Here is a 14217-nt window from a genome sequence, read left to right on the forward strand (position 1 = left end):
ACAGCTTTTATTTTTTAAATTTTTATCTTTTTCTTTTACGTCCAACTAATCGATCCAAAGTAACGTTATAAACGTCAGCAAAACGGATCATCATATAAATATCAGGTGTTCTGACATTATGTTCATACTTAGAGATTGTAGTGATATCAACATGCAACATTTTGGAAACTTCTCGTTCTGAAAGATTCTGTTTCATACGGTAGTTTCTTAAATTGTCGCCCAATTGAACACTCTCACCGTTCAAAACCATTTGTTTCATAATAATGCTCCTTATAAATATTGTTGAGAACATTATTTCATATATTTTACATTCAGATTACAAAAAAATATAAACGTAGCATTATCGGCTATAAACGTTATTTGAGATTCAAACTGATTACACATTCAATATGATCTGTCATTGGGAACATATCTACAGGATTAGCTTCACCAATCTCATATGTATCTTCCAACAAAGCTAGATCTCTAGATAAAGTAGCTGGATTACAACTGATGTAAACGATCTTCTTTGGTTTAAGATTCTTAATTGAATCAATCAATGAATTAGCTAGACCCTTACGAGGAGGATCGACCATCAAAACATCCATCTTACGATTATCATTTGCCCAATCATTTAAAACAGCTTCAGTCTTACCAACGATAAAGTCAGCATTTTCAATATTATTGATGTCAGCATTTTGTTGTGCATCTTTAACGGCATCTTCAATAACTTCAATACCAGTTACATGTTTAACTTTATCAGCTAATGACAAACTAATAGTACCAATACCTGAATAAGCATCCACAACTTCTTCATTACCGTTTAAATCTGCTTTATCAATTGCTAGTTGATAAAGGTTTTGTGTTTGTACTGGATTTACTTGATAGAATGAACGTGGGGAAATTCTATAAGTGTGTCCTAATAATTCATCATCGATATAAGGACTTCCGGCTAATAACATCATTTCATTGCCCATGATCACATTAGTCTTTTTAGAATTGATGTTTAAATAAACAGATTTAACATCTTTATTATTCATAATCTCTTCTGATATTTCCTTATAATGAGAAATATCACGTACACGTGAAACAAGCACAACCATCATTTCACCAGTATAATATGCACGTCTGACCATAATTGTTCTAATTTGACCCTTAAAGTTTAGTTCGTCAAATCCACGAACATTATACTTACGTAAAATATCACGCACGCGAACAATTTCAGCATCGATTTTAGGATCTTGAATTAGATAATTTTCCATTGGAACTAATTCATGTGAGTGTCGACGATAAAATCCAGTTGTTAGTTTACCGTCTATTTGTCTAACTGGTACTTGAGCTTTGTTACGGTAATGTAGCGGATCTTCCATACCCAAAGTTTCGTTTACTTTAATATCTAATTTGGCTTTCTTAAAGTCAATTTCAACTTGTTTTTGCTTAAATTTCAATTGTTCTGAATATTCAAGGTGACTTAAAGGAGCAATTCCCGTTCTAGTATAGACATTATCAATTGTCTCAACTCGATGTGGTGACTTTTTAATAATTTCAGTAGCTTTTGCAAATCCATAGCTTTTACCGACCTTCAAGATTATAGCTTTAACTATTTCTCCTGGAAGTGCATTATCTACGAATAATGTAAAGTCATCAACTTTAGCTACACCTTTACCTTCATAAGATAAATCTTCGATATTTAATTCTACTTTGTCATTCTTTTTTATATTTGGTTTTTCCATATTTTTACCTAATTTTTTTATTTTATATTTTATAACTCCAAAAAGTGCGACATTTGCTCAGCAAATATTGCACTTCTTTGCGTTGTTAATTCTATTCCAAGTTCTTTTCTTCTTCAATGATCTTTTTACCAGCATCTTGTTCACTGATAGTGGTATCTATTGCTTTAGCAGGCATTGAGTCAACATTGGCATAGATATTTATATGTTGATGGAGATTAACAAATTCCATTGGAGCATCCCCACCGTATTCACCATCAAGATTGATCATAATGCGATTTTTATCATTAGCTTTTACACTTAATTTTTTAGTCTTAGTATAAATGATCTTCGGATTATTGACATGACGGCCACCATTCAAGACAAGCGCAATTAAATGGACCAGATCTCTTAGATTGGTTTCTTTAACTATAATTAGTGAAAATGTTCCATCACCTATAACAGAATCTGGAGCAATTTGTTCCATTCCACCAATTGAATTAGTTAAACCAATCAAAAACATAGTAGCTTTACCATCAAATACTCCATCGTCGTATTCAATATGCATATCGATTGGATTGATCCTAGGCAACATTTCTGCACCTTTAACAAGATAAGCCAAGTATCCCAAAATTGATTTATATGCTGACGGAACTTCATATGTTAACTCAGTCATAGAACCGCCACCAGCGATATTAATAAAGTAATTGCTTCCTGCTTTACCAATATCAACTGGAATTTTTTGATTTTTTAAAATAATTTTGGCAGCTTCGACCACATCATCACGTGGTATTTTCAAAGCTCTGGCATAATCATTAGTAGTACCAGCTGGAATAATAGCTAATTCAGGACGTTTATCTAATGGAGCTATTCCATTAACGACCTCATTGATTGTTCCATCTCCACCAGCAGCAACGATTAAATCAAAGTTTTCCTGTGCCACGCGTCTTGCCTCATCCAAGGCAGAATTCTTTTTCGGTGTAGTACGAAAAGCACTAGCTTCATAGCCGGCCTTTTCCAATACATTTAAAATTTCACCTACATTATTCCTCAATGTTTCATGCCCGGATGTAGGATTATATATCAATCTAGCACGCATAATAAACCCTCACTAACGATTATTCAGCTCGGACATCAAGATCTTATTTACCACTTTAGGGTTAGCTTGACCATGAGTCTGTTTCATGATTTGACCAACCAAGTACCCGACAGCACGGTCTTTACCATTCTTAAAGTCATCTATTGATTGTTGGTTATTATCTAAGATTTCTGTAATCATTGGTGTTAAGACAGCGGGATCAGATTCTTGAACAAGTCCCTTTTCTTTAACCCAGCCCTCAGGCTCAGTTCCATTACTAATTGTTTCTTTAAAGACCTTCTTAGCAATTTTAGATGAAATAGTTCCATCAGAGATCAACTTGATCATTGTTGCTAAATGTTCAGGTGTTAATTTTGTTTCTAATAATCCAATTTTCTTTTCGTTCAAATAAGCATTAACTTCACCCATCAACCAGTTAGAAACTAATTTAGGGTTAGCACCAAACTTAACTGCTTCATCAAAGAAATCTGACATTTCCTTAGTATCAGTCAAAACGCCAGCATCATATTCAGGAATTCCCAATTCATTAACATAACGACTACGACGTTTTTCAGCTGGTTCTGGTAAACTATCTTGAATTTCTTTGATCCATGCTGGTGCAATTTCAAATCCTGGTAAATCTGGTTCTGGGAAATAACGATAGTCATCAGCACCAGATTTTACACGCATAAGAATTGTTTCGCCAGTTTTTTCATCAAATCGTCTTGTTTCTTGACCAATTGTTCCACCATTCTTTAAGATGGCTGATTGACGTTTTTCCTCATAGGCCAAACCTAATTTAACAAAGTTGAAAGAGTTCAAGTTCTTCAATTCGACTTTTGTTCCATAAACATCAGAACCGACTGGGCGAATTGAGATGTTTGTATCAACACGCATTGAACCTTCTTCCATCTTAACATCAGATGCACCTGTAAATTGTACGATTTGACGAAGTTTCTCAAGGTATTGATATGCTTCTTCAGGAGAATGCATGTCAGCTTTTGAAACAATTTCAATCAAAGGTGTACCTTGACGGTTCAAATCAACATAAGAATATCCGTCATTTCCGTGAGTATTCTTACCAGCATCTTCTTCAACGTGAAGTTCTTCGATACCGATCTTTTTCTTCTTACCATCAACTTCAATTTCGATCCAACCATCATGTGCCAATGGCTTATCATGTTGTGTTAATTGGTAAGCCTTAGGGTTATCAGGATAGAAATAGTTTTTACGATCAAAGTGTGTGTGATTTTCAACATTAGCATTTAATGCCAAAGCAACCATAACACCTAATCTATATCCTTCTTTATTAACAGTTGGTAATGTTCCAGGGAAACCAAAATCAATAACGTTAGTATTGACATTAGAGTCTGCACCATAGGCAACTGGTGAAGGACTAAACATTTTTGATTTTGTCTTTAGCTCAACGTGAACTTCTAGACCGATTGTAGTTTCAAAATTCATTAGTCTTCCCCCTTTAGAGCAGTTGGTATTTTTTCATAGAATTTATTTTCTTCTTGTAATGCATAAGCTGCGTTAAAAATTGCTTGTTCATTAAATGGCTTTGCCATAATTTGAAGTCCAACTGGCATTCCATTAGCCAAACCAGCTGGTACTGAGGCAGCAGGTAATCCGGCCAGGTTAGCAGGAATTGTCAAAATATCGTTCATATACATTGCTAGTGGATCATCAATTTTAGCACCGATCTTAAATGCAGCACTTGTTGTTGAAGGTCCCATGATCAAATCATATTTATCAAGAACCTTAGTCATTTCTTGAATAAAGATTGTTCTTACTTGAGCAGCCTTTTTAAAGTAGGCATCATATGAACCAGCTGAAAGGGCAAATGTACCTAACATGATACGACGCTTAACTTCATCGCCAAATCCTTCTGAACGTGAATTAACAAAGAGATCCTTGATATTCTTAACGTCCTTAGCACGGAATCCATAACGAACACCATCATATCTTTGCAAGTTAGAAGATGCTTCACTGGAAGCCAAAACATAATAAACTTCAACCGCATGTTTCAAAGTTGGAAGACTTACTTCTTCAACTGTAGCACCTAGCTTTTTATATACATCAATAGCAGCATTTACTTGTTTTATAACCTCAGGATCAGCACCTTCATGCCAGAATTCCTTAGGAATAGCAATCTTAACACCTGACATGTCTTTATCAAGGTTAGCGCGATAGTCAGGAACTTCTTTTTCTGAACTAGTACTATCGTGATAATCATGACCAGCCATTGTTGAAAGAACAGTTGCTGAATCTTCAACACGTTTTGACATAACACCGACTTGATCAAGACTTGATGAAAAGGCAATAACTCCCCAACGAGAAACACGACCATATGTTGGTTTGATACCAAAGATACCATTAAATGCAGCTGGTTGACGAATTGAACCACCAGTATCTGTACCTAAAGCAGCAACTACTTCACCTGAAGCAACAGCAGCTGCGGAACCACCTGAAGAACCACCAGGAACGTAATCTAAATTCCAAGGATTATGTGTATTTCCAAAGAAGGAAGTTTCAGTAGATGAACCCATAGCGAACTCATCCATATTTGTCTTACCGATATTAATAGCACCAGCAGATTCTAATTTTTCAAGAACGGTTGCACTATATACTGGCATAAAGTTATAAAGGATCTTACTTGCTGCAGTAGTTTTAATACCATTGCTGACAATATTATCCTTAAAAGCAATAGGGATACCTGATAGGTTGCCCTTAATACCTTCTGTATCAACTTTTTTTGCAACATCAGTAGCGGCATCATTAACAGTGATGAAGGCAGAAATGTCTTCATCTTTTTCTTTAATACCAGCTAAAGTTTGTTCAGTTAACTCTTTTGAGGTTAACTCTTTGTCAGCCAATTTCTTATGTAATGAATCTATAGTTTCATTTAAGTAATTCACTATTCATCTTCCCCCTTTGCAACAATCGTAGGTACCTTGATCAAGTTATCTTCAGATTCAGGAACGTTTTCAAACATTTGCTCTCTTGTTTGAGTATGAATACCCTTATCTTCACGGAATGTTGTACTTGTATCACCCATGTTGTAAGTAGGTTCAATGCCTGTTGTATCAACGCTGGCTAATTTATCTTCCATATTGACGATTTTTCCTAGTTGACTAACGAAACTATCAACTTCATCATCTTTTAATTTCAGATTGGCTAATTCTGCAACGTGCAAAATTTCTTCTTTAGAAATCATGAAATATCTCCTTGTATCGGCTTAAATTTATTAATTAATTTTTTAAATGAGTTTAAAGCTGGACAAACCTCTGCTTCGCTCTTTTATCTCAAACGAGCTACGGCTGGACAAACCTCTGTGCTTACTACGGATAATAATCATGGCACAAAACGCCATGGTTATTATCCTAGGTAATGCTCGAGGTCTGGGCGTCCAGCCTTCGCTCTCTAATCAGAGTTATAAACATGCGTATAGAACTTACCATCGGTACGTGTTATAACTGATTGTTGTTGATCTACTGTTTGAATATTGATGTCAAGATTTGCACTTGATGGCAAATACTTTGTTGCACTATTTTGAACAAATTGAGTAAAGCTTGTTATTTGTGCTAAACCATCAAATTGTGTATTGATTGTAATATCCATAGATTTTAGATCATTGCCATCGTAATGAGCTTGTGCTGTTACACCTGACAAATTAGGGAAGTAATCTTGAATATTTGATTTAAAGTTTGAAAAGGCATCTGAATCACTACTATTAATGGCTGTTTCATTATTAACAGTTGGTAACATTTGATTCTTATAATTCAATTCTTTCCAATTACCTAAGTCTCCACTCTTACTTACTGAATATTGGAAATATGTTCCACCTACCAATGTATCTTCTGGCGCAACTGAATAAAGACCAACAACGATTGGAATATTTCCAACCTTATTCATCTTACGCAAACGTTTAACTACTTCTTTAGCAATCTTTTCACCTTGAGCTTTTTGTTCTTCTTGGCTAATTGAAGTTTTAAAAGTAGCCCCATATTTCTTCTTTTGATAGTAGTCTGTTTTATTGATAGCAATACCAATAGACATACCGGCTAACTTGTACTTACCATCTTGCTTTTGCAAATAATCTTCTTCAAGCATTTGTTGTAGGTACATCGGAGTACGCTTATTTTCACTCTTTGAACCATTTGATGCTGGATTTAAACCTGTAGGATTGCTACTAGATTTTCTATCCAACCACTTATTAACTACTGAGGCTTTAAGAACTTGTCCTTCTTGGAAAGTATAAGAATTAGTGGAATATTCTTTTTTAGAAAGATCCAATAAACCACTTTCAAAACTGCGGCTATTAAAGGCGTTGTTATTATCAGCAGCCGTCAATCCTGAAATCGGACTAGTTTTATATTTACCATTACTCATCAAAACATCATAAGAGCCTGAATCAGAGGCATTTGATGTTTGAACAGAACTTTTACTGTTGTCACTGCCTCCAGATGAAAGACTAGAATCTTGTAGGTTTCCACAACCAGCTAAAAGAAGTGAACATAAAAATATTAAAGCTGTAGATTTTATGACTTTTTTCAAAACTTTTCTCCTAATTTGTTGCATCATCTAAATAACTAGATAACGTTGCTTCATCAATAATTTGCGTTCCTAATTGCTGGGCTTTGGTCAACTTGCTACCGGCTTTTTCACCAGCAATCAAAATATCAGTTTTCTTAGTAACGGAACTAGTGACCTTAGCGCCATATCCCTCAAGAATTTCTGATAATTCTGAACGTTTATAATTATTTAATGTTCCGGTTATAACAACTATTTTATCAGTAAAGTGTGTATTTGTTTCATTTGAATTAGAACTACCTGAAAAATTCATATTAACATCAACTGATTTTAGCTCACTAATTAGTTTTTTAACATCATCATTAGAGAAATAAGTAATAATACTATCAGCAATTATTTCACCCATAGTATTAACTTCCAAAATTTCTTCCTTAGATGCATTGATCAAATTATCCAAGTTTCCGAAACTTTCAGCTAGAATTCTTCCGGCTTTTGCACCAACATGACGAATCCCTAAACCAAAAATCAATCGTTCAACTGAATTGGATTTAGAGTTATTGATAGCTGTTAATAAATTGTTAATTGACTTCTCTTTGAATCCTTCCAAAGTAGACAAATCATCTGATGTCAATTTGTATAGATCCGCAACATCTTTGATTAAGTGTTTAGTATACAACTGTTCGATGATTTTTGGACCTAAACCATCAATATTCATTGCATTTCTTGATGCAAAATGTGTTAGCTGTTCTTTAACTTGTGCAGGACATTTAGGGTTTATGCAACGAAGGGCAACTTCATCTTCCAAATGGATCAATTCTGAATCACAGTATGGACAATGAGTTGGTATCTCTGCTGGAACTGAATCATCAGGACGTTTACTTAAAACAACTTGTGAAACTTCAGGAATAATATCTCCTGCCTTATGAAGTAAAACAGTATCTCCAACGCGGATATCCTTTTGTTTTATCATGTCTTCATTATGAAGTGTTGCTCTAGAAACCGTCGTACCTGCTAAAGAAACTGGATCCATTACAGCCTTTGGTGTCAAAACTCCAGTTCTTCCAATAGTCCAAGTAATCTCACGAACAATCGATTCAGCTTGTTCTGGAGGAAATTTATAAGCAATTTCCCATCGTGGAACTTTAACAGTGTTTCCTAAACTTCTTTGAATGGACAAATCATTAACTTTTAAAACTACTCCATCAATACCATAGTCTAAGCTATCACGTACTTGATCATACCTATCAATATAGTCTTTTACACCTTGAAGTCCAGTTGTAACTTCTGAAGTTGGATTAACATGAAAACCTAATTCTTCCAGAGTCTCTAACGCTTCACTTTGTGTTTCTACATTTAAATTATCAAAAGTTACTATTGTATAAATAAAGGTATCCAACTTACGATCGGCAGTATTTTTAGGATCTAATTGACGTAAACTACCCGCCGCCGCATTTCTTGGATTGGCGAATACCTGAAGTCCCTCTTTTTCACGACGTTCATTCAAGTTTAAGAATTCTTTTTTAGACATGTAACATTCACCACGGACTTCAAAAGAAAGTGGCTTACTTAGTTTTTGTGGAATGGATTTGATCGTCTTTAAATTCTCAGTAACATTCTCACCAATTGTTCCATTTCCTCTTGTTGAACCTTGAACTAAAATACCATTTTCATAAACAAGAGAAATTGCTAAACCATCAATTTTTAGTTCGACATTATAATCTACTTCATGACCAACATTTTTTTCTATTCTGTCATTAAAGTCAGATAGTTCAGACTCCGAAAAAACATCCCCCATGGAAAGCATCGGAATATCATGAGTTACTTTATTAAAATCATCATTAGTTACGTCACCAACCAATTGAGAAGGTGAATCAGGTGTAATTAAATCCGGATATTGTTGCTCTATTTTTAATAAGCGATTATAAAGTTGATCATAAACATTATCTTCAACTAGTGGAGCATCATTTGTATAATAGGCCTCTCGATACTTATTTAATGTATCGCGAATACCAACTAGTTCTTCACTTGCTTGTGATTTATCTAAGTCTGCCATATCTTCCTCCTACAAAATTAGCTCTTTTTTTGAATAGGTGCATATTCTGCCAACAAACGTTTGATTCCTTCATTATCAAAGGCAATATCCAACTCTGCACTTTCACCTTCGCCATTGACTTTAACTACGGTTCCTTCGCCCCACTTCTTATGCATAACTTTATCGCCAATATTCCAACGAACTTTTTCTGCACCTTGAGCACCACTAGCTTTGGTTTTAGCTTCAACCTTATAACTACCATGTAACGCTGCCTCATGACGGCGTCTACTAAATGGAAGTTCTTTTTCTTTGGAACGCATTGGTATACTACCAGCATTTTTATTAACTAATTCCAAGTTATCATCGTCAATTTCTTCAACAAAACGTGATACTTGATTACTTTGTAGGCGACCATAAAGCATTCTACTGTAGGCGTTAGTTAAATAAAGTATCTTCTCAGCTCTAGTGATACCAACATATGCTAAACGACGTTCTTCTTCTAGTTCTTCTTGTTTCATTAATGAACGAGACAATGGGAAAATTCCCTCTTCCATACCAACTAAAAAGACAACTGGGAATTCCAAACCTTTTGCCGCATGCAATGTCATTAAAGTAACTTCTTGTTGATCTTCTTCCAGATCATCTTGATCACTAACTAATGACAATTCAGTTAAAAATGACTCCAATCTAGTTTCATCAATTTCTGGATCCGGCTCATAAGATTGATCAAATTGAGTCGTAACCGTCAAAAGTTCTTGAATATTTTCAATTCTAGATTGAGATTCCAAATTATTTTGTTTTTTCAATTCATCAACATAATCTGATTGTTCTAGTAATTGTTCCATCAAATCAGTCATAGAGTTTGATTGAGCCATTTTAGTTAACTCATCTATCATTTTGTAAAATGATTCAAAAGTCTTTCGTGGTTTAGCTGCTAATGGTGATAATTCAATATTTTCGCAGGCTTCTAACAATGACCAACCATGCTCATCAGCATAGTTTTGTAGTTTATCTATCGTACCTGGTCCAATCCCACGTTTTGGGCTATTGATAACACGTTGAAAACTCATCGAATCATCATGATTAGCGACCAATCTCAAATAAGCTAAAATATCTTTAATTTCTTTACGGTCATAGAACTTATGTCCACCAATAATCTTATAAGGTATATTTGCGGAAAGAAGCTTTTCTTCAAATGTACGTGACTGTGCATTAGTACGATAAAGAATTGCTATATCACCATAATTAAAGTTTTTTAGTAGCAGACTTTTTATTTGATCAATAACATATAAGGCTTCATCAGTTTCATTTTGACCACGATAAAACTTGATTTTGTCACCTTGTTTATTGTCAGTCCACAATTCTTTTGGCTTACGATTCTCATTATGATTAATAACTTGATTAGCAGCACTTAAGATTGTCTTAGTAGAACGGTAGTTTTGTTCTAGTTTAATAGTAGTTGCTTCTGGATAATCTTCTTCAAAGTTCATAATATTTTTCATGTTAGCGCCACGCCAGCCATAAATACTCTGGTCAGCATCACCAACTACACAGACATTACGATATTTAGCACCTAATTGTTTTACTAATTTATATTGAGCTTCATTAGTATCCTGATACTCATCAACGTGAATATATTGGAATTTTTCTTGATAATATTCCAAAACATCGGGACATTGCTCAAACAAAATATTTGTTTGCATAATCAAATCATCAAAATCTAAGGCCTGGTTACGTTCCATTTCTTTTGTATATGCGTCATAACAATTAGCAACAATTTGTTCAAAAGGTGATTTTGCATCTTGTGCATATGATTCAGGCGTTACCAAATCATTTTTTGCATTACTGATCGATGCTAAAATTGCACGAGGATCATATCGTTTAGGATCTAAATTCATACGATTAAGGATTTGCTTCATCAAAGTGCGTTGTTCTGATGGATCAGAAATCGTAAATGAGCGAGATTTTCCCATTTTATCAATATCACGTCTTAAAATTCGGACACACAATGAATGGAAGGTTGATACCCAGATATCATTGGCTGCTTCATCCAATAACTTACCAATTCTTTCTTTCATCTCTTTGGCGGCCTTATTAGTAAAAGTAATTGCCAAGACATGCCATGGCATAACATTCTTTTCCTCAATTAAATAGGCCACACGATGTGTCAAAACTCGTGTCTTACCACTGCCGGCACCAGCCATGATCAATAGTGGGCCTTCGGTTGTTTTAACAGCCTCTTTTTGTTCAGTGTTTAAACCTTTTAACATAGTTTCATCCAATTTTATAAACCCTCAAATCCTTAATATATCAACGTTTACTGAAAACATTCATTTTACATTGTAGCAAATTTTTCATAACAATAATACTAACACGGATTTTTTATAGTCAGTCAAAAAGCGGATATCGTTTGTATAAATAAACGACATCCGCTTTTTAATTTTATTTTATTCTAATCCAACGCGTTTAAAAATATTATCAATATTTCTTAAATGCCAATGATAATCAAAAGCGTCATCTAAATCTTCTTTGGTTAAGTTATCAGTTACACGACTATCTGCCTCTAACAAAGTACGGAAATCTTTTTTCTCATCCCAAACTTTGGCAGTCATTGGTTGAACAATGTCATATGCCGCTTCTCGACTAAGTCCTTTTTCAACTAATTTCAAAAGAACTCTTTGTGAATAAATCAAACCATGTGTCAAATTCATGTTTTCTAGCATTTTATCTGGGAAAACAGTTAAATCATCAACGATCTTAGTAAATCTAACTAAGATATAGTCCAACAATTCAGTAGAATCAGGAATAATGATTCTTTCTGCAGAACTATGTGAAATATCACGTTCATGCCACAAAGGAACATCCTCTAAAGCTGTAAAGGCGTGTCCTTTAATTACTCGAGCAAGTCCAGTAACGTTTTCTGATCCAATGGGATTACGTTTATGAGGCATTGCTGATGAACCTTTTTGACCAGCAGCAAAGAATTCTTCTGCTTCTCTAACTTCAGTTCTTTGTAAATGACGAACCTCTAGAGCAAAGCGTTCGATCGAAGTAGCAATCAAAGCCATTGTCTGAATGTATTCAGCATGTAGATCTCTTGGTAATACTTGAGTAGAAATTTCTTGCGGACGAATTCCTAGTTTGTTGCAAACAAATTCTTCAACTTCTGGTGGGACATTAGCAAAGCTACCAACGGCACCACTGATCTTTCCAGCTTCTACGCCTTTAGCAGCGTGTTCAAAGCGTTCAATATCTCTTTTGATTTCTGAATACCAATTTGCAAGCACTAATCCAAATGTTGTAGGTTCAGCATGTACACCGTGAGTACGGCCGATCATAACTGTATCTTTATATTCAAGAGCCTTTTTACCAACAACGTCTAAGAAATGGTTCAAATCTTGACGAATAATATCGTTGGCTTGCTTCATCAAATACCCATAAGCAGTATCAACAACATCAGTTGAAGTAAGTCCAAAATGAACCCACTTCTTCTCGTCGCCTAAATATTTAGAAACATCTCTTGTAAAAGCAACTACATCATGCTTCGTGATCTTTTCTAGTTCTTGAATTTCAGAAACATCAAACTTAGCATTTTCAGCAACTTTTTTAGCATCTTCAGCTGGGATCTCTCCTTGCTTACTCCAAGCTTCAACGGCTGCAATTTCTACTTCCAACCAAGCTTGATACTTATTCTTATCGGTCCAAATAGGTCGCATGGTCTTAGTTATATATCTATCAATCATAATTTACTCTACTCTCCAAATTTTAGTTGATAAAATATCTTCTCTTAGATCTTCTTCTTCATCTGAAACAACTGAAATGTAACCTACATCCCTAGCAGCATCGTTTTTAGCCTTAAAGCCTGTGTAATAATTAAACTTCCATTGAGCCTTTTCCTGCAGAAGATCCAAACTTTGAGGTAAATTACCCTCAATTATTTTCAACGTTGCAGCATTTATCAATGGATAGATTTCAGGGATCGGCCAATCACAAATAGCTCGAATATGTAATTCAAATTGTGATACACCAGTGGCTTCTTGGTAAACATTAGCTGAATAATTGATCCCCGGAAAAATACGCTTAACATATAAAACTCCACTATCAGAAATAATGAAACCTATTCCAAAAATACCAACGTATTCAATATTATTTGCAATAATAAGCGCTACTCTTTGAATTTCAGCCTCTACTTCTGGATCGTTTTTCTTATACAAATAAGAACTCATTAAATGTGAACCATCATAAATTTCTCGAATCATCGGAAAAGTATGAATTTTCCCGTTTTTACTCTTGCTGACCATAATTGAGTACTCTTCTTTGGTATCTATCCAAGCCTCAAGAATATATGTACCGTTAGCCAAGAGATTTTGAACGTGTTCAACATCGGTTTCATTATAAAGAACATGTCGTCTTAAAACATTTTGATTTTTCTGGATTGGTTTAATCATACATGGAAAACCAATTTCTTCAACAGCCTTTTTTATATCATCGACCGTCACTATCGAGAAAAATGGTGGCACATTTATCTTCAATGAATTCAAAAAAGTCCGCTCGATATAACGGTCTTGTACGATAGCTAACATATTTGATCCTTGAACAACATTAAATTCTCTTTCAAGACTTTCCAAAATGTCACTATCAAAGTTCTCATCCATGTACAAAAGAATGTCACTTCTATGGCCCAATTCAGTTAAATTATCACTGTCCTCCAAATCACCGACTAAATATGTATCAGCTGCTTGAGTGGCAATATCATCTTCTTCGGTTGTTAAAAGAACAGTTCTAAAGCCCATACGCTTTGCTTCAAGCTCAAACAGATATGTTTCACTGCCGCCGCCGATTATTCCCAGAGTTTTACCGGGCGCAATAAAAGTCATAAGTCC

Annotated in this window: 11 protein-coding genes; all 11 read right to left on the bottom strand. The window is 34.8% G+C overall.

What is annotated here, in order from left to right:
* Window positions 1–22 precede the first annotated feature (22 nt).
* Window positions 23–259 carry a helix-turn-helix domain-containing protein gene (locus FC72_RS02890; protein ID WP_162253516.1) on the bottom strand — a complete coding sequence of 79 codons (237 nt, stop codon included), beginning with the start codon at window positions 257–259 and terminating at the stop codon, window positions 23–25.
* Between the two features lie 97 nt (window positions 260–356).
* Window positions 357–1712, bottom strand: a complete 1356-nt coding sequence (gene rlmD, locus FC72_RS02895) for a 23S rRNA (uracil(1939)-C(5))-methyltransferase RlmD (RefSeq protein ID WP_057764606.1) — start codon at window positions 1710–1712, stop codon at window positions 357–359.
* Between the two features lie 91 nt (window positions 1713–1803).
* Window positions 1804–2790, bottom strand: a complete 987-nt coding sequence (locus FC72_RS02900) for a diacylglycerol kinase (protein WP_057764609.1) — start codon at window positions 2788–2790, stop codon at window positions 1804–1806.
* Between the two features lie 9 nt (window positions 2791–2799).
* Window positions 2800–4230: an Asp-tRNA(Asn)/Glu-tRNA(Gln) amidotransferase subunit GatB gene (gene gatB, locus FC72_RS02905; protein ID WP_057764611.1), complete on the bottom strand. Its 1431-nt coding sequence runs from the start codon at window positions 4228–4230 to the stop codon at window positions 2800–2802.
* Window positions 4230–5687 (bottom strand): Asp-tRNA(Asn)/Glu-tRNA(Gln) amidotransferase subunit GatA, encoded by a 1458-nt coding sequence (gene gatA, locus FC72_RS02910; protein WP_057764613.1) that lies wholly within the window; start codon window positions 5685–5687, stop codon window positions 4230–4232. Before gatA ends, gatB begins: the two co-directional genes overlap by 1 nt.
* Complete coding sequence (gatC, locus tag FC72_RS02915) at window positions 5687–5986, bottom strand: Asp-tRNA(Asn)/Glu-tRNA(Gln) amidotransferase subunit GatC (protein ID WP_057764615.1); 300 nt, start codon at window positions 5984–5986, stop codon at window positions 5687–5689. Before gatC ends, gatA begins: the two co-directional genes overlap by 1 nt.
* Window positions 5987–6192: 206 nt before the next feature.
* Window positions 6193–7326, bottom strand: a complete 1134-nt coding sequence (locus FC72_RS02920) for a CamS family sex pheromone protein (protein WP_057764617.1) — start codon at window positions 7324–7326, stop codon at window positions 6193–6195.
* Window positions 7327–7336: 10 nt separating this feature from the next.
* On the bottom strand, window positions 7337–9355 hold the full coding sequence (gene ligA, locus FC72_RS02925) for an NAD-dependent DNA ligase LigA (protein ID WP_057764618.1): 2019 nt from the start codon (window positions 9353–9355) through the stop codon (window positions 7337–7339).
* Window positions 9356–9372: 17 nt separating this feature from the next.
* Complete coding sequence (pcrA, locus tag FC72_RS02930; RefSeq protein WP_057764690.1) at window positions 9373–11604, bottom strand: DNA helicase PcrA; 2232 nt, start codon at window positions 11602–11604, stop codon at window positions 9373–9375.
* Between the two features lie 177 nt (window positions 11605–11781).
* Window positions 11782–13077 carry an adenylosuccinate lyase gene (purB, locus tag FC72_RS02935; RefSeq protein ID WP_057764620.1) on the bottom strand — a complete coding sequence of 432 codons (1296 nt, stop codon included), beginning with the start codon at window positions 13075–13077 and terminating at the stop codon, window positions 11782–11784.
* A gap of 3 nt (window positions 13078–13080) precedes the next feature.
* Window positions 13081–14211, bottom strand: a complete 1131-nt coding sequence (locus FC72_RS02940) for an ATP-grasp domain-containing protein (RefSeq protein WP_057764622.1) — start codon at window positions 14209–14211, stop codon at window positions 13081–13083.
* Between the last annotated feature and the right edge of the window lie 6 nt (window positions 14212–14217).

Source organism: Companilactobacillus tucceti DSM 20183, assembly GCF_001434665.1.
Classification (GTDB): domain Bacteria; phylum Bacillota; class Bacilli; order Lactobacillales; family Lactobacillaceae; genus Companilactobacillus; species Companilactobacillus tucceti.

Coding starts and splice junctions, on each gene's coding strand:
- FC72_RS02890 (WP_162253516.1), bottom strand. CDS start 259: ATGAAACAAATGGTTTTGAACGGTGAGAGTGTTCAATTGGGCGACAAT.
- rlmD (WP_057764606.1), bottom strand. CDS start 1,712: ATGGAAAAACCAAATATAAAAAAGAATGACAAAGTAGAATTAAATATC.
- gatB (WP_057764611.1), bottom strand. CDS start 4,230: ATGAATTTTGAAACTACAATCGGTCTAGAAGTTCACGTTGAGCTAAAG.
- gatC (WP_057764615.1), bottom strand. CDS start 5,986: ATGATTTCTAAAGAAGAAATTTTGCACGTTGCAGAATTAGCCAATCTG.
- ligA (WP_057764618.1), bottom strand. CDS start 9,355: ATGGCAGACTTAGATAAATCACAAGCAAGTGAAGAACTAGTTGGTATT.
- pcrA (WP_057764690.1), bottom strand. CDS start 11,604: ATGTTAAAAGGTTTAAACACTGAACAAAAAGAGGCTGTTAAAACAACC.
- purB (WP_057764620.1), bottom strand. CDS start 13,077: ATGATTGATAGATATATAACTAAGACCATGCGACCTATTTGGACCGAT.
- FC72_RS02940 (WP_057764622.1), bottom strand. CDS start 14,211: ATGACTTTTATTGCGCCCGGTAAAACTCTGGGAATAATCGGCGGCGGC.